Here is a 20454-nt window from a genome sequence, read left to right as displayed (position 1 = left end):
AATCGCTTCCGAGGGCATCCGGATGAACCTGAAATCGCTTTCCGCAAAGCTCCTGTTCTTTGCGGGCGGGACCGTCGCCACCATCGTCGTCGCCGCGGTCGCCTTTTCGGCGATCGAGACGAAGTCGCGGGTCGAGGCCAGCGTCAACGACGAGGCGAGGGCGGAAGCCCGCAACGTCGCCGCTTCGGTCAGCGCCGAGATCGGCCTGGCGGTCGCCGCCGGGCGCAGCATGATCGCGATGATCGGTGCGGGCCACGAGGCCGGCAACCGCGACGGCGCCGCGGTGATCGCCGAGCTGAAGGCCGTCGCCACCAGCAATGACGGCGTCTTCGGCGCCTGGATGGCCGAGGCGCCGAAGGGTTTCGACGGGACCGCGGCGAAGGATCGGCCGGGCGCCAATGGCGCGGGCGTCTTCACGCCTTACTGGACCAAGAGCCCCGACGGAAAGCTCGAATTCTCGACCTTCGACGCGAAATACGACGCGCCCTGGTATGCGCTCGCCGCCACCAGCGGCAAGGCGGCGATCACCGAGCCCTACATGGCGTCCGAGGTGAAGGTGTTGATGTCCTCGACCGCCTTCCCGGTCCGCTCCGGCGGTCGGCTGATCGGCGTCGGCGGCGTCGATTTCAGCCTCGACGGCCTGACGAAGATGCTGAACGGCCTGACGCCCTTCGAGGGCGGCAGGGCCTATCTCGTCTCCGGCGGCGGCAACTGGCTGGTGGCGGGCGACGGCGGCCAGCTGACGAAGCCCTATGACGAGACAGGCACGGACGCGCTGAAGGCGGCGCTCGCTTCGGGCGAGCCGGCGGTGATCAGCGCCATCGAGGACGGCGCCTATGAGCGGATCGTCTATCCGTTCACCCTGCCGGGTCTCGACACCCGCTGGGCGGTGCTTCTCGACGTGCCCTCGGCGGCCTTCACGACGCCGGTCTATGCCGAGGTCAGCAAGTTCCTGATCGTCGGCGGCATCCTTCTCCTCGCCGTGCTCGGCGCGATGATGCTGGCGACCCGCCAGGTGATCACCCGGCCGCTCGCCCGCCTTTCGGCTGCGGTCGAGCGACTGGCCGGCGGCAACTACGACAGCCCCGTCGCCGGCACCGACAGGAAGGACGAGCTCGGCGCCTTTGCCGGCGCGCTCGAAGGCTTCCGTCACCAGCTGAAGAGCGGCGTTGCCGCCGAACTCGCGGCAGACAACGAGCGCAGCAAGGCCGAGCGCCTGCGCGAGGAAGGCGAGAGCGAGCGTCGACGGACCGGCGAGACCCAGGCCCGCGTGGTCGCCTCCCTCGGCGAAGGCCTGGCGCGGCTTGCCGCCGGCGACCTCGTTACCCCGCTCGAGGGCGAGTTCGACGGTCCCTACCGCAAGCTGAAGGCGGACTACGACGCGGCCCTCGACCGGCTGCGCTCGACCATGCAGTCGGTCAGCCAGTCGGTGGCGAGCATCGAGACCGGCACGCAGGAGATCGGCGCCGCGACGCAGGACATGACCCACCGCCTCGAAGGCCAGGCTGCGAGCATCGAGCAAAGCGTCGCGGCCCTCGGCGAGATCACCGGCCAGGTCGGCGAGAACGCCGATTTCGCCGCGGCCGCTGCCGGGACCGTGCGTTCGGCCCGCGAGGACGCCGAGCGCGCCGACCTGATCGTCCGCCAGGTGATCGAGGCGATGCGCAACATCGCCGGCTCGTCCGAAAAGATCGAGGCGATCATCTCGGTGATCAACGAGATCTCCTTCCAGACCAACCTTCTGGCGCTGAATGCCGGGGTCGAGGCGGCGCGGGCGGGCGAGGCCGGCAAGGGCTTTGCCGTCGTTGCCAGGGAAGTGCGGGAGCTCTCGCAGCGCTCCTCGGCCGCGGCCGAGGAGATCAAGACGCTGATCGCCGATTCGGCCAGCAACGTCGAAAAGGGCGTCAGCTACGTCGACAACGCCGCCGAAGCGTTGCGCCGCATCGCGGCGAAGGTCCTCGACATCGACGGCAAGGTCGAGCGCATCGCGCTTGGCTCGAAGTCGCAGGCGACGGGCATCGGCGAGGTGAATGTCGCCGTCGGCCAGATGGACCAGATGACCCAGCAGAACGCCGCGATGATCGAGGAGACCAATGCAGCGACGCAGGAACTGACGATCCAGGCCGACGCGCTGAAGCGGCTTGTCGGCTATTTCACCATCGCGATCCGGACCTCCGGCACATCGGCGCCGGTCACCCGCCGGGCAGCCTGACTCCGGAGTTTCGGCTCGGCAATCGCCGGGTCGTCAGAACACTTGCCGATCACGAACTGTGCTCCATCGAGCATGGCGATGCCCGGAAGGCCGTCGCAGCCTCCGGGCGATAACCCCAATCATCAGGCTCGCGCTCAGTCGCGCGCGAGCACGCCGCTCTCCCAGCCGAGCATCGCCCGCTTGCGGGTGATGCCCCAGTGATAGCCGGTGAGGGCGCCGCTCTTGCCGAGCACACGGTGGCAGGGGACGACGAATGAGACCGGATTTCGTCCGACCGCCGCGCCGACCGCCCGGGCCGCTTTCGGCACGCCGATCTTATCGGCGATGGTCGAATAGGTGGTGGCGCGGCCGAAGGGGATTTCGAGCAGGCTCTGCCAGACGCGGATCTCGAAGTCGGTGCCGATCAGCACGATCTTCAGCGGCCGCTCCTCCTGCCAGCGCGACGGCTCGAATATCCGCCTTGCGAAAGGCAGCGTCCGCGGCGCGTCGGCGATGAAGCGGGCGCGCGGCCAGCGCCGGCGCATATCCTCCAGCGCCGTCGCCTCGCCGCCGTCGGTCGGATCGGCAAAGCCGATGCCGGCAAGGCCGCGTTCCGTCGCGACGACGATGGCGAGGCCGAAGGGCGTCGGATGGTAGCCGTAGAAGAGATCGATGCCCTGGCCGCGGGCCTTGTAGTCGCCGGGCGAGACCGCCTCGTGCTTGACGAACAGGTCGTGCAGCCGCGACGGGCCGGAGAAGCCGACCTCATAGGCGGCGTCGAGCAGCGAGGCGCCGTCGTCGAGGAGGCGGCGGGCGTGGTCGAGCGTCACCGCCTGGAGGAACGCCTTCGGCGTCAGCCCTGCCCAGCGCTTCAGAAGCGTCGTCAGCGTCTCCTCCGAGCGGCCGACGGCTTCGGCAATCTCGGCAAGCGAGGGCTGGCTGCGATATTCCGTCGAGATGAACTCGATCATCCGCCGGACGGTCTCGTAATCGGTCAAGGTCGCGCGTCCGGAGGGCATGACATGGGGCAGAGGCACGGCTTCGCAGGTGGCAGTGGCAAATGACAGCATGATCGGGTCTCCTTCGCCAGCATCAGTGCATGCCGGGGCTTCGCGCCGCCACCCGATTTCCGGAAGGTCGCATTATCAGCGCTGCTTTGCCGTCAGCAGCGCCTTCTGGAAGGCCTCGGCAAAGCTGTCCTTGTCGTCGGGATTGAGGAAACTGCCGATCTCGGTCGAGACGTCGCGCGAATCGACGCTCATCCGGGTGATGCCGATCTCGTCGTGCCGATTGACCTGAAATCTCGCGAAGAAGGGGTTGTGATGGGCCTCGCGCACGTCGCCCTTCGGCGAGGTCTTGCGGATGGCGCAGTCGGTGCGGGTAACGAGAACCTCCTCGCGGGCCTTTGCCGAGCGATAGCTCGCCGAAAAGGCCCACCAGAGAATCAGGACGTCGAGACCGAAGAAGCCGACCACCGGCCAGGCGCCGTTGAGAAGGAAGAGGACGCCGGTGACGAGGCTGACGAGGCAGAAGAAGCTCATCATCACGGTGAAGCCGAGCCGTCCGAGCGAGCGATAGGGCGTCAGCAGCGCCTGGAAGATCGGCCTGTCCGCATTCGGCGAGGCTGACGCACGGCAAGGGCGCAGAGGCTCCGGGCCGGCGGCGTCGTGATCGCGATTGTCATCCATCGGCCAAGCTCGCTATAGGGCGATGATGGTTGAGAAGATCGACAAGCCGGCCCCCGTGGTCAAGCGGGCGGGTGCGCGGGCGCCAGCCAGGAAGCCGAATGGCCGCACCGCCAGGCGTCGCCCGAAGATACCCTACAGCGCCACCGAAATCGCCGAGATCTTCCGGCGCTTCGCCGTGCAGAGGCCGGAGCCGGAGTCGGAACTCGAACATACCAACCCGTTCACGCTGCTCGTCGCCGTGGTGCTCTCGGCCCAGGCGACCGATGCGGGGGTCAACAAGGCGACCCGCGGCCTCTTTGCCGCCGCCGACACGCCGCAGGCGATGGCAGCCCTCGGCGAAGAGGCGATCCGCGAACACATCAAGATGATCGGCCTCTTTCGCAACAAGGCGAAGAACGTCGCGGCGCTCTCCGAGGCGCTGATCGCGCGCCACGGCGGCGAGGTTCCGGGCGACCGGGCGGCGCTCGAGGCGCTCCCCGGGGTGGGGCGCAAGACCGCCAATGTCGTCCTCAACGTCGCCTTCGGCGAGGAGACGCTGGCGGTCGACACCCACATCTTCCGGCTCGGCAACCGGCTGCATCTGGCGCCGGGCAAGACCCCCGACGAGGTCGAGGAGAATCTGTTGCGGATCATTCCGCAGCCCTATCGCCGCCATGCCCATCACTGGCTGATCCTGCACGGGCGCTATGTCTGCAAGGCGCGCAAGCCGGAGTGCGAAGCCTGCGTCATCGCCGATCTCTGCAGGGCCGAGGTGAAGACCACCGACATTCCGGCCGAGCTCAGAGCCCTGCCGCCCGGTCCACCGCCTGCCGCGATGACGGCCTGACCTCCGCCCGCCCGAGATGGGCGAGGCCGCCGTCCTTTGCCGAGATCTTCTGGTGCAGATGCACCATCAGGCTGGCGGCAAAGAGCGGCGTCAGGAGATTGACGATCGGCACCGCCATGAACAGCGCGACGAGAAGGCCGGCGAGGAAGATCGTCGTCGAATGGGCGGCGCGCAGCTCCTTGGCGTCGGCTTCCGGCCGGTAGCGCATCGCCGCGAACTCGAAATATTCCCGGCCGACGAGATAGCCGTTCACCAGGAAGAAGGCGGCGATGTTGATGCCGGGAACGACGAGCAGGGCGAGCGCCACGAGATTGCCGAGGATGACGACGCCGAAGAATTTCAGCGACAGGACGATGCCCTGCCAGGCCGGCACGGCGCGGCCGACCGGCGAGCCCGGATAGGCGCCGCGCTCGACCACCTCGGCGACGTCGTCGAGGAAGAAGCCGGCGATGATCGCGCTGATCGGTCCAATCAGGAAGAACAGGCCGATGGCAAGGGCGATGCCGGCGCCCCAGCCGGCGAGCGTGCCGGCCTCGTTCACCCAGCCGGGCGCGTCGGGAAAGAGGTTGGAGAGGAACGGCACCGCCAGCCATTCGAAGACCGTCTCGACGCCGAACCAGAGGACGACGAGCACCACCGCGGTCAGGCCGAGCGACTTCCACAGCGTCGCGCGGAAGGGCGGCGAGAAGAGGTCGGACAGGGCCAGGCTGGCAGAGGTGAAGATCATCGCCGTCTCCCGTTGCAACGGGAGGGAGATAGGCGGGGCGAGGGCCTCCCGCAACACCGTGCGCCCGCCGACGTCAGAGCGTCGGTCATCCCGCGGACGCTTCAGCCCGGTCGTTGCCGGGCATCGTTCTGAGGCGACTCGAGCCCGATCTATGCGCCGGTTTCGTCCCGGCGTCAGCGCAAACGAACCGGCCCCGCCAAAGGCGGAGCCGCTGGTCGGGCCTTGCTTTCAGCCCGAGCCGTTGACGGCCCGGCTTACTGGCAGGACTTGATCGAGTTGAGCGCCGCCGTCACGCCGGACAGCGAATAGGTGTAGCTCGTATTGGTCCCGCGCTGCGAAGTCGCCTGGATGCTCAGCGAGCGGCCGGCGCGCATGGCGGCGACGAGCTGCGGCTCTTCGGCGGCGTTCTCCATCCAGGCCGAGTTGCCCTTGGTGAACATCATGAATTTCTTGCCGTCGATGTCGACGGTGACCTTGGAGCCTTCCTTGAGGTCGTATCCCATGACGGCCTGCGGCTCGTAGGAAACGCCTTCGCCAGGCTTCTGCGACACGAGGAAGAAGATGTCGCCGTGGTCGACACTGGCCGGGAGCATCTTCTTCGGGGTCGAGAGGATGTAGCAGACTTTCCCACCGGATCCCGAATAGGCGTAGGTGCCCCAGTCGTTGAAGGTGTTCATCCGGCTCGGTGTCGGGGCGGCGACGACCGCGCTGGACCAGATCAGCAATGCCGCCGCGGTGGTCAGGATAGTCTTAGCGTTCATGGTTTCCTGCTCTCCGGAGTGCGTCTTTCGGGCGATTGCCGCGACCTCGCCGAGGCCCGGCGACCGTCGGAAAACGATGACTTGCGTCATCATAGTCGGTGCGGGTTTAGCGATGGTTAACGAACCGCAAAAGGCCGTAAGGCAAATTTCACGGTCCGGAATGACACGCTGACGCCGCCACAGCTGGATGCGCCATCGCCGCCCGATATGCAAAATGCCGCCGCGCCAAAGGCTTGGCTGAGGAAGTTACGGTGAAACCCCCGGCTGCGGACGCATCGAGCGAACAAGGCAAGGAATCCGGCGAGAATTTGACGGCGGTTCCGGTGGCGAGAGAAGTGAAGGGGGACGGGCAGGTGGGAGCGGGCGCGTTTGAGGCTGGAAGCGGACGCATTGCGCCTCTCCGCATCGCAGCCCGTCGCCGGGAGCCGGGCGGTCCGCATAGCAGCCCGCGCGGGCTGGAATTGCAAGTGCGGTCAGAGGTCGGCGAGGGTTTCCCGGGCGCGGGCGTAGTGCTCCGGCCGGATGTTGCCTCGCACGGCGTTGAAGGCCGTCAGGAGGACGGCGATGTCGTCAGTGAAGCCGATCCCGAGCAGCATGTCCGGGATCAGATCCGTCGGCAGCACGAAATAGGCCAGCGCCGCAATCAGGATGCCGCGGGTCGAGGCCGGCGTCTCGGAATCGATGGCGCAGTAATAGGACGCGACGACGTCCTCCATGAAGGGGACATGGCGAAGCGCCCGGCGCACCGTGTCGAAGAACGAGGAATGGACGCGCTTCTCGCGCTTGCGGAAATCCTCGTCCGACCCGATCCTCAGAATGTCCGAGATCTTGCGCTCGTCGATCGCCATCGTCGTCTCCCGTAATTGCCAGAGATAGAAATGGCGAAGGACAGGCTGGTCCTCAAGCCCCGGCGCGGTGGTTCCGCGCCGGTTCGTCGTTTTTTCCGAAGGACTTAAAGGCCGGGCGCGGTCAGCCGTAGTCGTGGGCGTAGCTCGTGTCCGCCCGGGCCGGGGCCGGTGCGAAGGCCTCGCCGCGGCCAAGATCGAAGGCCTCCTCGAGGACATAGGGGCCGCCACCGATGGAATCGCGCGACGAAAACAGCCCGAAGCGCTCGACGGTGAAGCTGCGGCTGCGAAAGCCGCCGCGCAGCGCCAGATAATGCGCGACGTCGGAGGGCTTGCCGTTCTTCACCCGGGCAAGCGTGACATGCGGCAGGAACTTGCGCTGGTCTGGCGCGAGGCCAAGCCGGCGGCAGGCGCGGTCGATATCCGCCTGCAGGGCGGCGAGCTCCGGCGACGGCGCGACCTCGGCATAGACGGAATGCGGCTTCTTGTTGCCGAAGGCACCGAGGCCCGAGAGCGACAGCCGCAGGCTGGAACGCTCGATCCGGTCGAGGGCGGCGACGATCTCGTCAGCGAGCCGGGGCTCGATGTCGCCGATGAAGCGCAGGGTCAGGTGATAGTTCTCCGGGTCTATCCAGCGGGCCGAGGACAGACCGCCGCGCAACAGCGAGAGCGAAACGGCGATGTCCTGCGGAATTTCGAGGGCGGTGAAAAGTCGCGGCATCGGACAGACCTCCGTGCGTCGTGCTGGCCCCGGACGCGCAATCGCCTTATCGCGTCACCCGTTCGCCAGCCTGACGGCCCGCCCCGGGGCTTTGGGATGAAACGCCGGCCGGCGCGGACGAGTCGCATTGGCCAGTCGTTTCATCGACGAGACTTTCATCACCAAAGCCATGTTTCAAGGACAGGGCAGCCTTGCGCACGGCTTTTCGTCATTGCCTCTGTTGCGGTGCACAATTATTTCGCGGGTCGGGAGGCTCACGATCCGAAGGCCGCTGAGGCGATCTTCGGTCAGGCCAGGCACCAGTTCATGCGTTTTTCTCCCTCGGCTACTTCGGCCGAACCCGCTCTTCCAGACCCCATTCCCGCCATCGACGATCCCTTGACCGGTCCGGTGCATTCGCCCGCGGCGATGAGACCGATCGTCTTCACCCGGCGGCTCCATCCCGGCGAGCACCGCCTTCTCGAACGGCACCTCCTGCGGCTCGACACGCTTTCGCGCCGGCTGCGATTCGGCAATGTCGTGAACGACACCTTCGTCGCCCGATATGCCGAGACGAGCCTCGATGTCGGCGGGCTGGTGCTCGGCCTCTTCGTCGACGGCGAGGTGCGCGGCGTCGCGGAGCTGCGCTTCACCACCCGCGATGGCGACCAGGCGGAAATCGCCTTCTCGATCGAGCCCGACTTCCAGGGCTTCGGCCACGGCACGCGGCTGTTCGGCCGGATCGTCGATGCGGCCCGCAACCGCGGCGTCCGGCGGCTGTGGCTGACCTGCCTTACCGAGAATCGGCGGATCCTCGCCATCGCCAGGCGGTTTGGCGCCACCGTGAAGCTCTTCGGCAACGAGGCAACGGCGGAACTCCTCGACCAGCATCCGGGGCAGGGGAGCCTGACGCGGGAATGGGCTGAGGAGAGCACCGGCCAGCTCATCGCGCTGATCGACCGGCGCAGGCGGCGCTTGGCAGAACTCCTGTCGCCATCCGCCGGCGCGTCGACTCAGGCTCTATCGTGACGCGGCCTCGGCTTTGAGGCCGAGCGCCGTCTCGATGACCGGCTTCATCGCCGCGACGATCTTCGCGACGCCTTTCGCGGTCGGATGCATGCCGTCGGCCTGGTTGAGCTCCGGGTCGGCGGCGACGCCCTCGAGGAAGAACGGATAGAGCGTCACCGGATATTTCTTGGCGAGATCCGGATAGATGGCGTCGAACTTCGAAGCGTAGTCCTCGCCCATGTTGGGCGGGGCGAGCATGCCGGCGAGGATCACCGTCTGGCCGCGATCGGTCAGGCGCTTCAGGATCTCGTCGAGATTGTTGCGGGTGATGTCGGGCGAGATGCCGCGCAGGGCATCGTTGGCGCCGAGTTCGACGATGACAAGGTCGGCCGTCTGCGGCACCGACCAGTCGAGGCGCGACAGCCCGCCGGTCGTCGTGTCGCCGGAAACCCCGGCATTGTCGACCGCGACGTTCAGCCCGTCCTTGCGGAGAGCGGCCTCGAGCTGCTCCGGAAAGGCCTTGCCCGGCTCGACGCCGTAGCCCTGCGTCAGGCTGTCTCCGAAGGCGACGATCTCGATCGGTTTGCCGTCGCCTGCTGCTGGCTGCGCCGCGACAGGCCCTACGGCTGCGACGAAAAGCCATGACAAGGCCGTGAGGATGACGGCCCGTCGGCCGACAAATGGTTGGAAGCGTTGCATTGGTCACCCATATGGACAGCCGATCCGGCCGAACCGCCAAGCGGGGCCAGCCGAGCGGCCCCCGCGAATTTCGATCTCGGCTGAAGACATAGGAAGCGATGACCTTGGCGGAAACGGCGATCCGACTGCGCGACGTTCAACTCACCCTCGGCACCGGCCGCTCGACCGTGCATGTGCTGAAAGGCATCGACCTCAACGTCCAGCGCGGCGAATCGGTCGGCATCGTCGGACCGTCCGGTTCCGGCAAGTCGACGCTTCTGATGGTGCTGGCGGGGCTGGAGCGCGCCGACAAGGGCCTCGTCGAGATTGCCGGGACGCCGCTCGGCGGCATGAGCGAGGACGCGCTCGCTTCGTTCCGCGGCCGCAATGTCGGTATCGTTTTCCAGTCCTTCCATCTCATCCCCAACATGACGGCTCTCGAAAACGTCGCCGTGCCGCTGGAACTTGCCGGCTCGGCCGACGCCTTCGAGCGGGCGGCGCGGGAACTCGCCAATGTCGGGCTGAAGGACCGCGCCAGCCACTATCCGGGGGAACTCTCGGGCGGCGAGCAGCAGCGCGTGGCCATGGCCCGGGCGCTGGCGCCGGAACCGGCGATCCTGATCGCCGACGAGCCGACCGGCAATCTCGACCAGGAAACCGGACGGCAGGTCGCCGACCTGCTCTTTGCCGAACAGGCGCGCCGGCAGATGACCCTCGTCCTCGTTACCCATGACCCGGCGCTGGCGGCGCGCTGCGGCCGGACGATCGCGGTGCGCACCGGGGTGATCCACGACGACGGTCACGGCTCGGCCGCAGCGACCGTCCCCGCTGCCGGACCCGCTGCCTCGCCGGTCGGTGACGCCGCGCTGCCGCAGGCGGCGCGATGACGGTCGCGACCGAACAGATGGCCGGCGCCAGGGGCGGCGAGCGGGAGGATGCGCTCGGCTTTGCGGCGCGTTTCCGCCTCGCCTGGCGCTTCGCCATGCGCGAGATGCGCGGCGGGCTTTCCGGCTTCTACATCTTCCTTGCCTGCATCACCCTCGGCGTCGGCGCCATCGCGGCGGTGAACTCGGTAGCGTCGATGATGTCAGAGGGCATCGCCAAGGAAGGCAAGGCGATCCTCGGCGGCGACCTGCGCTTCGCGCTGATCCAGCGCCCGGCGACAGCCGACGAGATGTCCTACATGCAGGGGCTCGGCGAAGTTTCCGAGACCCAGACGCTTCGCTCCATGGTGCGGCTCGCCGATGGCAGCGACCAGTCGCTCGCCGAGGTGAAGGTCGTCGACGGAGCCTATCCCCTCTACGGCAGCATCGAGACCACGCCGGATGCGCCGCTCGGCGACCTTCTGAAGAAGACCGGCGACGGCTTCGGTGCGCTTGCGGCCGAGAGCCTCTATGACCGGCTGGGGCTGAAACCCGGCGACAGGGTGAAACTCGGCAATGTGACGCTGACGCTCACCGGGGTGATCGACCGCGAGCCGGACCTTCTCGCGGAGGGCCTTGCCTTCGCGCCGCGGCTGATGATCGGTCCCGAGGCGCTGGCCGCCTCCGGCCTCGTCCAGCCGGGCAGCCTGATCGAATATGCCTACAAGGTGAAGCTGCCGCCGGGCGTCGATCCCGACGATGCGGCCCGACCCGCGAACGACCATTTCGGCGCCTTCGGCTTCCAGGTCCGCACCGCCAAGGATGCCTCGCCGTCGCTCCAGCGCAATATCGAGCGGTTCTCGCAGTTTCTCACGCTGGTCGGGCTCACCGCGCTGATCGTCGGCGGTGTCGGCGTCGCCAATGCCGTCGGCGCCTATCTCGATTCCAAGCGCCAGGTGATCGCGACCTTCAAGAGCCTCGGTGCGAGCGGCCGCTTCGTCGTCGCGGTCTATCTGATCCAGATCATGTCGCTGGCAGCGATCGGCATCGCGCTTGGCCTGTTGCTCGGCATCGTCGCGCCGTTCCTGACGGCGCGCTTCCTGGAAAGCCTCATTCCGATCGCGGCGAGCGCCTCGGTCTATCCCGGCGCGCTGGTCGTCGCCGCGCTGTTCGGCGTGCTGACCTCGCTCGCCTTCGCGCTGATCCCGCTCGGACGCACCCGCGACGTGCCGGCGACGGCGCTGTTCCGCGAGGCGGGCGGGACGGGCGACGCCCGCATGCGCTGGTTCTATCTCGGCGCGGCGATCGTGCTCGCTCTGATGATATCGGGTCTCGCCGTCTTCATGGCGAGCGACAAGACGGTGGCGCTGATCTTCCTCGGCGGGACCGCCGCGGCCTTCGTCATCCTCAGGCTGGTGGCGCTCGGCATCGCGGCGCTGGCGAGGCGCGCGCCGAAGGTGCGCTCGACGCCGCTGCGCCTTGCCATCGGCAACATCCACCGGCCCGGCGCGCTGACCCCTTCCGTTGTCCTGTCGCTCGGTCTCGGCCTGACGCTGCTCGTCACCCTGGCGATCATCGACTTCGACCTTCGCCGCGAGATCGGCACCGGGCTTGCCAACCGGGCGCCGGACTTCTTCTTCCTCGACATCCAGAACGGCGAGATCGATCCGTTCCGGACCAAGGTTGCGGCGCTCGCCCCCGGCTCGGACCTCGACGCCGTGCCGATGCTGCGCGGCCGGATCACCAAGCTGAACGGCGAGGACGTCGCGACAATGAAGATCCCGGCGGAGGGCGGCTGGGTGCTGCGCGGCGACCGCGGCATCACCTATGCGCCGGCCGTGCCGGAAAATTCCCGCGTCACCGAGGGCGAGTGGTGGCCGAAGGATTATTCCGGCGAACCGCTCGTCTCCTTCGCCGCGGAGGAGGGCCACGAGCTCGGCCTGAAGATCGGCGAGACGCTGACGGTGAACGTCCTGGGGCGGAACATCACCGCGAAGATCGCCAATTTCCGCGAGATCGAATGGGAAAATCTGGGCATCAACTTCGTCATGGTGTTTTCGCCCAACACCTTTGCCGGCGCGCCGCATTCCTGGCTGGCGACCCTGTCGATCAAAAAGGATGGCGAGGCGGCGGAAAAGGCGGTGGTCAACGGCATCACCAACGCCTTCCCGGCGGTCACCACCGTCCGGGTCAAGGAGGCGCTCGACGCGGTCAACGCGCTGATCGCGCAGCTGGCGCTGGCGGTCCGCGTCGCCGCGGCCGTGGCGCTGGTCTCTTCGGTGCTGGTGCTTGCCGGGGCGCTCGCCGCCGGCAATCGCGGCCGCATGCATGACGCCGTGGTGCTGAAGACGCTCGGCGCGACGCGCATCACGCTGGTTCAGGCCTTTGCGACCGAATATCTTCTGCTCGGCCTTGCCACCGGCGTCTTCGCCGTGGCGGCAGGGGCTGCGGCCTCCTGGTTCGTGGTCGACACGATCATGGCGCTGCCCTGGGTGTTCGACTGGACAGTCGCGTTGACGACGCTGATCGTTTCGCTCGTCCTCACCGTCGGCTTCGGCCTCGCCGGCACCTGGCGTATCCTCGGCCAGAAGGCGGCGCCGGTGCTGCGCAATCTGTGAGCGGTCCCGGCAAGCCGGCAAGATAACGCAGAATTAATCCCGATCGCCGGAGAATCAGCGCTTGCGGCCCCTTGCGCCCTTGTGCGCAAAAGCGGCAATCCGCATATTGTCGGCAGGACTGCTGGGCGTCCCGCCAGCGGCGCCTCCACGCCGAGCCGCAAGCCATGGCGCGGACACCGGACGGGACACGCAGAAAAGGAATTCGATCCATGGCTGATTATCGCAATGCCAGTGTGCGGTCCGTACCCGCGACCGGTACGCGCGCTGATATCGACCAGGGCCTTCGCAGCTACATGCTGAAGGTCTACAATCTGATGGCGGGCGGCCTCGCGCTGACCGGCATCGCCGCCTATGCGCTCTACGCCATGTCGGTAACGACCGAGCCGACGGCCTATCAGGTCCGTCCGGACCTCTTCCTGACCGATCTCGGCTACACCGTCTTCGTCTCGCCGCTGAAGTGGGTGCTGATGCTGGCGCCGCTGGCGATGGTGTTCTTCCTGTCGTTCCGCGTCCACAAGATGAGCGTTGCGGCCGCGCAGGCGACCTTCTGGGCCTATGCCGCTATGGTCGGCCTGTCGCTGTCGACGATCTTCCTCGTCTACACGCAGGAATCGATCACCCAGGTGTTCTTCATCACTGCGGCCGCCTTCGGCGCGCTGTCGCTGTGGGGCTACACCACCAAGCGGGACATCTCGGGCTGGGGCTCGTTCCTGTTCATGGGCCTGATCGGCATCATCCTCGCTTCGATCGTCAACATCTTCATCGGCTCGGGCGCCATCGCCTTCGCCGTCTCGGTGATCGGCGTGCTCGTCTTCGCCGGCCTCACGGCCTACGACACGCAGCAGATCAAGGAGATGTACTACGAGGGCGACGGCTCGGCGGTGATGGGCCGCAAGGCCGTGATGGGCGCGCTGCGCCTCTACCTCGACTTCATCAACATGTTCCTGTTCATCCTGCAGCTCTTCGGCAACCGCAACTGATCTGCCAGCGAAAACGGAATGCGAAAAGGGCGGCTTTCGGGCCGCCCTTTTTCGTTGGGGTTCGTGTCTGGACGTTTCTGCCCGCAGCCTGCGTCACCGTGAGGAAATGAAAGCTCCGTCGCTCACCGTGATGGAGGGGCGAGCCTGGAGCGGGCCGAATCTTCGAGCCGCTCGAGGTCATCATCGATGTGGAGCCACGGCAGGCGCTCTGCTTCATGGGCGTGCAGCCGAGGCGCGAGCTCGTCAGCCTGATCGAGGATGCCCACCCCGATGTAGACCTTGCCTGGCAGGTAGTCGTAGCGCCCCGCAATGGGTGATCCGCAGCTCGCGCAGAACGAGCGCGTCACACCCGCATTGACGCTGACATGGCGGCCATCATCCGGCGTGAACGTCACTGCCGATGCGGCGAATTCCGCGAAGGCGGCAACCGGAGCGCCGGTCACGCGCCGGCAGTCGGCGCAGTGGCAATAGGCGATGGCTTCCGGTCGCCCGGAGGCGTGGATCGTGATGGCGCCGCAATAGCATTGCCCGGAGATCGTCGGCGGGAGCGGGTTCTTCTTCATTTCGTGGTCACTGCAAAGCGTGGGAGGCGCCGTGGCGCGGCTCAGCCCTCGCCGTCCTCCTCACCCTCGACGATCGCCTTGCGCTGTTCCTGCGCCTTCAGCTCGTCCAGCGCCGGCATCGACATGACGTTGTAGCCGGAATCGACGTAGTGGATCTCGCCGGTGACGCCGTTGGCAAGCTCCGACATCAGATAGAGGACGGCGCCGCCGACCTCCTCGATGGTGGTGTTGCGGCGCATCGGCGCGTTGCGGCGCTGATAGTTGAACATCAGCCGCGCGTCGGAGACGCCGGCGCCGGCGAGCGTGCGCACCGGCCCTGCCGAAACGGCATTGACGCGGATGTTGCGCGGGCCGAAATCGGCGGCGAGATAGCGCACCGAGGCTTCCAGCGCGGCCTTGGCGACACCCATGACGTTGTAGTTCGGCATGACCCGGACGGCGCCGCCATAGGTCATCGTGACCATCGAGCCGCCGTTTTCCATGATTGCCGCGGCCCGCTTGGCGACCTCCGTGAACGAGAAGCAGGAGATCAGCATGGTGCGGGTGAAGTTCTCCCGCGTCGTATCGGCGTAGAGACCCTTCAGCTCGCTCTTGTCGGAAAAGGCGATGGCATGGAGCACGAAGTCGATCGAGCCCCATTCGGCCTTCAGCGTCTCGAACACTGTGTCGAGCGAGGCGGTGTCCTCGACGTCGCAGGGGATCACGAGCTTCGACCCGATCTCTGCGGCGAGCGGCTTCACCCGCCGCCCGAAGGCGTCGCCCTGATAGGTCAGCGCCACTTCGGCGCCCTGCGCCGCCAAGGCCTTGGCGGCGCCCCAGGCGATCGAATTGTGGTTGGCGACACCCATCACGAGCCCGCGCTTGCCTTGCATGAGATCGCCCATGGCGGTCTTCTCTCTTCTTTTCACTCTGTGACGCGCTGGAAGACCAGGCAGGCATTGGTGCCGCCGAAGCCGAACGAATTAGACAGGATCCGGTCGATCTGGGCGTCGTCCTGACGCTCCGTCACGATCGGCATGCCCGCAAATTCCGGATCGAGCTCGTCGATATGGGCGCTCTTGGCGATGAAGCGGTCGCGCATCATGATCAGCGAGTAGATCGCCTCGTGGACGCCGGTGGCACCCTGGCTGTGGCCGGTCAGCGACTTGGTGCCGGAGATCGGCGGGATCTGGTCGCCGAAGACGTCGCGGATGGCCTGGATCTCCACCCGGTCGCCCACCGTGGTCGAGGTGGCGTGGGGATTGATGTAGTCGACCTGGCCGTTGAGCCGGCCGTCGAAGCCCGCCAGCGCCTGCCGCATGCAGCGCACCGCGCCTTCGCCCGAGGGGGCGACCATATCGACGCCGTCCGACGTCGCGGCATAGCCGACGATCTCGCCATAGATCCTGGCGCCGCGCGCCTTGGCGCGTTCGTACTCTTCGAGAACCAGGACGCCGGCGCCGCCGGCGATGACGAAGCCGTCGCGGTTCTTGTCATAGGCCCGGGAGGCGACCTCGGGGGTCTCGTTATAGTCCGAGGAGAGTGCGCCCATGGCGTCGAAGAGGTTCGACAGCGACCAGTTGAGGTCCTCGCAGCCGCCGGCGAAGACGACGTCCTGCTTGCCGAGCATGATCTGCTCGGCGGCATTGCCGATGCAGTGGCTGGAGGTCGAGCAGGCCGAGGAGATCGAGTAGTTGATCCCCTTGATCTTGAACCAGGTGGCGAGCGTCGCCGAGGCGGTCGAGGCCATCGCCTTCGGCACCATCGTCGGCCCGATGCGCTTCGGGCCCTTTTCGCGGGTGATGTCGGCCGCCTGGACGATCGAGATGGTCGACGAGCCGCCCGAGCCCATGACGATGCCGGTGCGCTCGTTGGAGACCTCCGAATCGGCGAGGCCGGCATCGGCGATCGCCTGATCCATGGCGACGTGGTTCCACGCCGTGCCGCCGCCGTGGAACCGCATCGCCCGCCGGTCGAGGACGGTCGTCGGATCGAGGCTCGGCTTGCCATGGACATGGCTGCGGAAGCCGAGTTCCGCATATTCGGGCGCGAAGGAAATGCCCGACCGCGCTTCCTTCAGCGAACGGGCGACCTCTTCGACATCGTTGCCGATGGGCGAAACGATCCCCATGCCTGTGACGACGACCCGTCTCATCCGTGCGTCCTCTCCTGTCTTCTGGAACATGATCCGGAACGCTTGGGATCAGTCCGTCGGGGTATCGATCGATTTGGCTGATGACAATAGCGCGCGGCGGCGCTTCGGGCAGGCGTCGTCGCGCCCGCCCGTCAGGCACCGGCGAGTGCAACCTCGTCGGTGAACAGCCCGACGCGCAGGTCGCTCGCCCGGTAGATCACCTCGCCGTCGGCCTTCACCCAGCCATTGGCGATGCCGAGCTTCAGCTTGGAGCGCATCACCCGGCGGAACTCGACGCCGTATTCGACGAGCTTGACCTTCGGCGTCACCTGGCCGGTGAATTTCACCTCGCCGACGCCGAGCGCCCGGCCGCGGCCGAGCTCGCCAAGCCAGGTCAGGAAGAAGCCGGTCAGCTGCCAGAGCGCGTCGAGGCCGAGGCAGCCGGGCATCACCGGATCGCCCTTGAAGTGGCACTGGAAGAACCAGAGGTCGGGATTGACGTCGAGCTCGGCGGTGATCATCCCCTTGCCGTTCTCGCCGCCGGTCTCGTCGACATTGGTGATGCGATCGAACATCAGCATCGGCGGCAGCGGCAGCTTGGCATTGTCCGCACCGAACAGCTCGCCGCGACCGTGGGCGAGAAGATCGTCGTAGTCGAAAGAGGATTTGCGCGCTGTCATCGGTCTGTAATATCCGCCCTGTCCATTTTAGCTGCCACCTGTTGGTCGGCTTTGCCTGCGGCCTTAGCATGGCCACTGCATGGCTGAAAACCGGAAGTCGCTGCGATCTTGCCGGTTAAACCGCCGCAGCCGGCGCCATCCCGGCGTCGTCGGCGCCGTCTGGCCATGATGCGCTCGCAAATGTAGATGCGGCGGCAGGGTTTAAAGACCACCGGCCGGCCCATGGCGGCGCTTTCTCCATGGCGGGCCGGCCGCAAACGACATTCCAGGTTCTCATCCATGCGACGAAAGATGCCGCGCAACCGCCTGATCCTTGTAATCGCCACCCTTGCTCTCGCGGCCCTCATGCCTGTGCGGCCGGGCCTTGCCGCCGGCTGGCGCTTCGCGAACGGTCAGGCCGGGCTCTGGGCCGACGGGGCGTTCAACGGCCTCGTCGTCGGTTGCGGCGAGGGCGGCGTCTCCTTCGATTTCTTCGGCTTTCCGGCCCGCCTCGAAGCCGGCACGAGCTATTCCGTGGTGGTGACGGTGGACGGCACGGCGCGCCGGCTGCGGGCAAAGGCAGATGGGGGGCAGGGGGTGGGCTCGACGCTTTCCGCCACGCTCGGCGGGCAGGAGGCCGCCGATCTCATCGAGGCGCTGGGCCGGGGCCGCAAGGCCGAGGTGGCGACGCCGGCCGGCCGCTACGACCTGCCGCTCGCAGGCTCGTCGAAGGCGCTCGACGCGCTTCGCCGGTCGGCGGACTGCCCCGGCTGAGAGGGGCCGGTTGCGTGCGGGACGAAAAGCTGATCAAAAGAGTCAGGGATATCGCTAATTTTTGATGCTTTGCCGGCTCCACTATGCTATGGCGCTAGGCGTGAATGGACCGCACTTTCGGTGTGCGGGGTGTATGACCAGACAGGCAGTGGCGTAGTCAGCAATGGAAAAGCAGACGCGGAACCAGAGCTTTTGCGTGTTCGAGCGGCTTCGCTCGGTCGGGCTGAGGCCGACCCGGCAGCGGGTCGCTCTGTGCAACATCATGTTCGGCTCGGGCGACCGGCACCTCTCGGCCGAAGAGCTTTATGAAGAAGCGCAGAGAGCCGGCGAGACGGTTTCGCTCGCGACGGTCTACAACACCCTTCACCAGTTCACCGATGCCGGCCTCGTCCGCCCGCTCTCGGCTGAAGGCCAGCGCACCTATTTCGACACCAACACCTCCGACCATCATCACTTCTTCATCGAAGACGAGAACGAGATGGTCGACATTCCGCTCGGTGCCCTGAAGCTCGACGAGCTTCCGCAGCCGCCCGAGGGCATGGAGATCGTCAATGTCGACGTGGTGGTGCGGGTGCGGCGCAAGGCCGCTTCCGGCCTCGTGAGTGATCCCCACTGATCCTTCGCCCGGGCGCTGCGGCGCAAGGTGGACCTTGCGAGATTTCGATCCCGGACCGGCAACGGCTCCGGGATTTCGTATTTTCGAGGCTTTTCATCTTCGCCGCAGATCGATGCGGCGCGGCGGCATTCCAACCGCCGGATCGCACGCTGCGACGGCGGGTGGGGCGAGCCGCGTGGATACCGGCCCTGCTGCGCCTGCCTCACTCCTGACCCGCCCGAGACCCCTGAACCGGCCGACTATTCGGCGACGCCTTGATTGGCAGGCGTGATGGCGAAGCGCCCGGCGCGCGTGCCGAATCGCTCCGCATGGCCCCCGACGAAGCGCGCCGACACCCAGCCCTGCTGGCCCGCTCGGCCGACCTGATACCAGACGCCCTGGTCGTCGCTGGTCGTCCGGCAGGCGGTCACCTCGACCTCGTTGCCCGAAAGAAGCGTCGTGACCACCTGGCCGCTCCGGCCGGGCGCATCGCGCAGATAGACGTCGCGCTTGATCCTGGCCGGGCTGTCGGCGGTGAAGGTGTCGGGCAGCACGGCGCCGTCCCGGCAGGAATAGGCCTCGGCGAGGAGGAAGTTGCTGACGGTGTCGACGCCCGCCGCCGGCATCGGGCACATATCGCTCGGGAACGGATCCTCCATCTCCTTGCAGCCCTCGCTGCCGCGCCAGACGGACACGCCGACGCGGCCCTCCTCGTCGGTCCGCACCTGGCAGGTGAACCAGCCGCAGGTGGCATTGAGCGATCGGGTGCCGCCCTTCAGAAGGTCCGAGAGGAGCTTGCCGCCGCTTTCGTCGGGTGAATAGGTGGCGCCGAGCTGGAAGTCGCAGAACTCGTCCTGCGCCGCCGACATCTGGACGGGACCGGCCTTCAGGACGAGATTGCAGAGATGGCCGACGGCGATCGTATCGAGCCCGGCAAGGCCGATCTCGCTGACAGCCTCGGGGGCGGCGACCGGCGAAAAGCTCATCCGCCAGGTCTCGAGGTCGCCGGAAAGGACGTAGAAGGACGAGGCCGTCCGGTGTTTCAGCATCCGCAGCAGGAGTTCCGGCGGATTGGCACTCTGCTGCAGGAGGCTGACCATCTCCCCGGCAACGTCGTAGCCGAGCCCCAGCATCTGCCGCGCCCCGGTGCCGGTGGTGTCGGTTCCCTCGGGAATATAGGGCATGTGGAAGCCGAGCTTGCCGCCATTCTCGACGAAGCGCGTGTCGGTGTCGGGATGCGCCGTATCGACCGAGGCGGCAAATGCGATGGCGCAGGCAGACAGGCACTCGTCCCCAGCAAAGACCATCAGCCCGGCGATCCGCGGATCCTGGCTTTCGATGTCGTAGCGCAGCACCTCGGCGATGCGGAAGGCTTCGGCGAAGACGCCGCCCGGGCTGTCGAAGGAAATCACCAGCGGGCGGTTGGTGCCCTCCTCCAGCGCCTGCTTCACCCGCTCGGCATCGCCCTTGACGATCTCGCCCTCGATCCGGAGGACCGCCGGGTTGCCGCCGTCGGCAAGGCCGGACGGGAAGGCGGCGAGCGAGGTGAAGCTCTCCGGATCCTCGACCTTGATACCCTCGGTGCCGTCGAGCGTGCGGGGCGGGAAGAGCCGCTTCATCTTCACCGCCCGGTCGAAAAGATCCTGCCGGATGGTGACCTCGGCGGCCGAGGCAGGAAGGACGGGAAGGGCCGCCGCAACGAGGCCGAGACTCGCGGCAAGAAGACGGACCGCGGGGGCGATCGGGCGGCGCATCAGAGTGGCTTGGGGCATCCGGACAGGACCTGCATAACGGCCGGTCGGCGCGCCGGCACCGATCGCCGCCGCGGACACGACCCTTGCTGCCCCGCGCCAGTTGAGACGCAG

General features: G+C 67.1%; 20 protein-coding genes. 8 read left to right on the top strand and 12 right to left on the bottom strand.

Annotated features, from left to right (window positions below; all coding sequences use genetic code 11):
* Nucleotides 1-22 precede the first annotated feature (22 nt).
* A complete protein-coding gene (locus tag E3C22_RS19895; protein ID WP_134763602.1) occupies nucleotides 23-2212 on the top strand; it encodes a methyl-accepting chemotaxis protein in 2190 nt (729 codons plus the stop codon).
* A gap of 134 nt (nucleotides 2213-2346) precedes the next feature.
* Here E3C22_RS19895 and E3C22_RS19890 read toward each other — a convergent pair whose 3' ends face one another.
* Nucleotides 2347-3210 (bottom strand): bifunctional helix-turn-helix domain-containing protein/methylated-DNA--[protein]-cysteine S-methyltransferase, encoded by an 864-nt coding sequence (locus E3C22_RS19890; RefSeq protein ID WP_245515101.1) that lies wholly within the window; start codon nucleotides 3208-3210, stop codon nucleotides 2347-2349.
* 126 nt (nucleotides 3211-3336) lie between these two features.
* Entirely contained in the window at nucleotides 3337-3879 is a 543-nt protein-coding gene (locus E3C22_RS19885) for a DUF2244 domain-containing protein (RefSeq protein ID WP_134763600.1), read from the bottom strand.
* A gap of 22 nt (nucleotides 3880-3901) precedes the next feature.
* Between E3C22_RS19885 and nth the strand changes: the two genes are divergently transcribed.
* Entirely contained in the window at nucleotides 3902-4705 is an 804-nt protein-coding gene (gene nth / locus E3C22_RS19880) for an endonuclease III (protein WP_425364995.1), read from the top strand.
* Here the strand turns inward: nth and E3C22_RS19875 are convergent.
* From E3C22_RS19875 to thpR, 4 genes are all read right to left on the bottom strand, one after another.
* Entirely contained in the window at nucleotides 4659-5432 is a 774-nt protein-coding gene (locus E3C22_RS19875) for a sulfate transporter family protein (RefSeq protein WP_134763599.1), read from the bottom strand. The two genes, nth and E3C22_RS19875, sit on opposite strands and share 47 nt — an antisense overlap.
* A gap of 254 nt (nucleotides 5433-5686) precedes the next feature.
* A complete protein-coding gene (locus tag E3C22_RS19870; protein ID WP_134763598.1) occupies nucleotides 5687-6193 on the bottom strand; it encodes an invasion associated locus B family protein in 507 nt (168 codons plus the stop codon).
* Nucleotides 6194-6666: 473 nt separating this feature from the next.
* Nucleotides 6667-7041: a YkvA family protein gene (locus tag E3C22_RS19865; protein ID WP_134763597.1), complete on the bottom strand. Its 375-nt coding sequence runs from the start codon at nucleotides 7039-7041 to the stop codon at nucleotides 6667-6669.
* A gap of 121 nt (nucleotides 7042-7162) precedes the next feature.
* Entirely contained in the window at nucleotides 7163-7759 is a 597-nt protein-coding gene (gene thpR / locus E3C22_RS19860; protein ID WP_134763596.1) for an RNA 2',3'-cyclic phosphodiesterase, read from the bottom strand.
* A gap of 408 nt (nucleotides 7760-8167) precedes the next feature.
* Between thpR and E3C22_RS19855 the strand changes: the two genes are divergently transcribed.
* Nucleotides 8168-8767, top strand: coding sequence for a GNAT family N-acetyltransferase (locus tag E3C22_RS19855; protein ID WP_167591837.1), 600 nt, complete (start codon nucleotides 8168-8170; stop codon nucleotides 8765-8767).
* Here E3C22_RS19855 and E3C22_RS19850 read toward each other — a convergent pair.
* Nucleotides 8759-9445, bottom strand: coding sequence for an arylesterase (locus E3C22_RS19850; RefSeq protein ID WP_134763594.1), 687 nt, complete (start codon nucleotides 9443-9445; stop codon nucleotides 8759-8761). The genes E3C22_RS19855 and E3C22_RS19850 overlap by 9 nt on opposite strands.
* Before the next feature lie 104 nt (nucleotides 9446-9549).
* On the opposite strand from E3C22_RS19850, the gene E3C22_RS19845 reads away from it, so the two are divergent.
* The 3 genes from E3C22_RS19845 (at nucleotide 9550) to E3C22_RS19835 (ending at nucleotide 13885) form a co-directional block, all read left to right on the top strand.
* Nucleotides 9550-10311, top strand: a complete 762-nt coding sequence (locus E3C22_RS19845) for an ABC transporter ATP-binding protein (protein ID WP_134763661.1) — start codon at nucleotides 9550-9552, stop codon at nucleotides 10309-10311.
* A 17-nt stretch (nucleotides 10312-10328) separates the two neighbouring features.
* Entirely contained in the window at nucleotides 10329-12905 is a 2577-nt protein-coding gene (locus tag E3C22_RS19840; protein ID WP_134763660.1) for an ABC transporter permease, read from the top strand.
* A 209-nt stretch (nucleotides 12906-13114) separates the two neighbouring features.
* The gene (locus tag E3C22_RS19835; RefSeq protein WP_134763593.1) at nucleotides 13115-13885 is read left to right on the top strand and encodes a Bax inhibitor-1/YccA family protein; all 771 of its coding nucleotides are present in this window, start codon (nucleotides 13115-13117) and stop codon (nucleotides 13883-13885) included.
* 122 nt (nucleotides 13886-14007) lie between these two features.
* Here E3C22_RS19835 and E3C22_RS19830 read toward each other — a convergent pair whose 3' ends face one another.
* The 4 genes from E3C22_RS19830 to fabA form a co-directional block, all read right to left on the bottom strand.
* Nucleotides 14008-14448 carry a GFA family protein gene (locus tag E3C22_RS19830; protein WP_134763592.1) on the bottom strand — a complete coding sequence of 147 codons (441 nt, stop codon included), beginning with the start codon at nucleotides 14446-14448 and terminating at the stop codon, nucleotides 14008-14010.
* 41 nt (nucleotides 14449-14489) lie between these two features.
* Complete coding sequence (fabI, locus tag E3C22_RS19825; RefSeq protein ID WP_134763591.1) at nucleotides 14490-15332, bottom strand: enoyl-ACP reductase FabI; 843 nt, start codon at nucleotides 15330-15332, stop codon at nucleotides 14490-14492.
* Nucleotides 15333-15352: 20 nt separating this feature from the next.
* Nucleotides 15353-16582 carry a beta-ketoacyl-ACP synthase I gene (gene fabB / locus E3C22_RS19820; protein WP_134763590.1) on the bottom strand — a complete coding sequence of 410 codons (1230 nt, stop codon included), beginning with the start codon at nucleotides 16580-16582 and terminating at the stop codon, nucleotides 15353-15355.
* Between the two features lie 131 nt (nucleotides 16583-16713).
* Complete coding sequence (gene fabA / locus E3C22_RS19815) at nucleotides 16714-17241, bottom strand: 3-hydroxyacyl-[acyl-carrier-protein] dehydratase FabA (RefSeq protein ID WP_134763589.1); 528 nt, start codon at nucleotides 17239-17241, stop codon at nucleotides 16714-16716.
* Between the two features lie 291 nt (nucleotides 17242-17532).
* On the opposite strand from fabA, the gene E3C22_RS19810 reads away from it, so the two are divergent.
* Nucleotides 17533-17994, top strand: a complete 462-nt coding sequence (locus E3C22_RS19810; protein WP_134763588.1) for a hypothetical protein — start codon at nucleotides 17533-17535, stop codon at nucleotides 17992-17994.
* A 163-nt stretch (nucleotides 17995-18157) separates the two neighbouring features.
* Entirely contained in the window at nucleotides 18158-18610 is a 453-nt protein-coding gene (gene irrA / locus E3C22_RS19805; RefSeq protein WP_134763587.1) for an iron response transcriptional regulator IrrA, read from the top strand.
* Between the two features lie 239 nt (nucleotides 18611-18849).
* Here the strand turns inward: irrA and E3C22_RS19800 are convergent, their stop codons facing one another.
* Nucleotides 18850-20361 (bottom strand): SH3 domain-containing protein, encoded by a 1512-nt coding sequence (locus E3C22_RS19800; RefSeq protein ID WP_134763586.1) that lies wholly within the window; start codon nucleotides 20359-20361, stop codon nucleotides 18850-18852.
* Nucleotides 20362-20454 lie beyond the last annotated feature (93 nt).

The sequence above is a fragment of the Jiella endophytica genome (assembly GCF_004519335.1).
Lineage (GTDB): Bacteria > Pseudomonadota > Alphaproteobacteria > Rhizobiales > Rhizobiaceae > Jiella > Jiella endophytica.
This window is presented reverse-complemented; position numbering and strand designations above follow the sequence as displayed.

Bases quoted from the DNA above. Each gene is read 5' to 3' on its own strand.
- nth (WP_425364995.1), top strand. From the start codon at position 3,902: ATGATGGTTGAGAAGATCGACAAGCCGGCCCCCGTGGTCAAGCGGGCG.
- E3C22_RS19830 (WP_134763592.1), bottom strand. From the start codon at position 14,448: ATGAAGAAGAACCCGCTCCCGCCGACGATCTCCGGGCAATGCTATTGC.
- irrA (WP_134763587.1), top strand. From the start codon at position 18,158: ATGGAAAAGCAGACGCGGAACCAGAGCTTTTGCGTGTTCGAGCGGCTT.
- E3C22_RS19870 (WP_134763598.1), bottom strand. From the start codon at position 6,193: ATGAACGCTAAGACTATCCTGACCACCGCGGCGGCATTGCTGATCTGG.
- E3C22_RS19835 (WP_134763593.1), top strand. From the start codon at position 13,115: ATGGCTGATTATCGCAATGCCAGTGTGCGGTCCGTACCCGCGACCGGT.
- fabB (WP_134763590.1), bottom strand. From the start codon at position 16,582: ATGAGACGGGTCGTCGTCACAGGCATGGGGATCGTTTCGCCCATCGGC.
- thpR (WP_134763596.1), bottom strand. From the start codon at position 7,759: ATGCCGCGACTTTTCACCGCCCTCGAAATTCCGCAGGACATCGCCGTT.
- E3C22_RS19840 (WP_134763660.1), top strand. From the start codon at position 10,329: ATGGCCGGCGCCAGGGGCGGCGAGCGGGAGGATGCGCTCGGCTTTGCG.
- E3C22_RS19810 (WP_134763588.1), top strand. From the start codon at position 17,533: ATGCCGCGCAACCGCCTGATCCTTGTAATCGCCACCCTTGCTCTCGCG.
- E3C22_RS19855 (WP_167591837.1), top strand. From the start codon at position 8,168: ATGAGACCGATCGTCTTCACCCGGCGGCTCCATCCCGGCGAGCACCGC.
- E3C22_RS19885 (WP_134763600.1), bottom strand. From the start codon at position 3,879: ATGGATGACAATCGCGATCACGACGCCGCCGGCCCGGAGCCTCTGCGC.
- E3C22_RS19895 (WP_134763602.1), top strand. From the start codon at position 23: ATGAACCTGAAATCGCTTTCCGCAAAGCTCCTGTTCTTTGCGGGCGGG.
- fabI (WP_134763591.1), bottom strand. From the start codon at position 15,332: ATGGGCGATCTCATGCAAGGCAAGCGCGGGCTCGTGATGGGTGTCGCC.
- E3C22_RS19850 (WP_134763594.1), bottom strand. From the start codon at position 9,445: ATGCAACGCTTCCAACCATTTGTCGGCCGACGGGCCGTCATCCTCACG.
- E3C22_RS19800 (WP_134763586.1), bottom strand. From the start codon at position 20,361: ATGCCCCAAGCCACTCTGATGCGCCGCCCGATCGCCCCCGCGGTCCGT.
- E3C22_RS19865 (WP_134763597.1), bottom strand. From the start codon at position 7,041: ATGGCGATCGACGAGCGCAAGATCTCGGACATTCTGAGGATCGGGTCG.
- E3C22_RS19875 (WP_134763599.1), bottom strand. From the start codon at position 5,432: ATGATCTTCACCTCTGCCAGCCTGGCCCTGTCCGACCTCTTCTCGCCG.
- fabA (WP_134763589.1), bottom strand. From the start codon at position 17,241: ATGACAGCGCGCAAATCCTCTTTCGACTACGACGATCTTCTCGCCCAC.
- E3C22_RS19890 (WP_245515101.1), bottom strand. From the start codon at position 3,210: ATGCCCTCCGGACGCGCGACCTTGACCGATTACGAGACCGTCCGGCGG.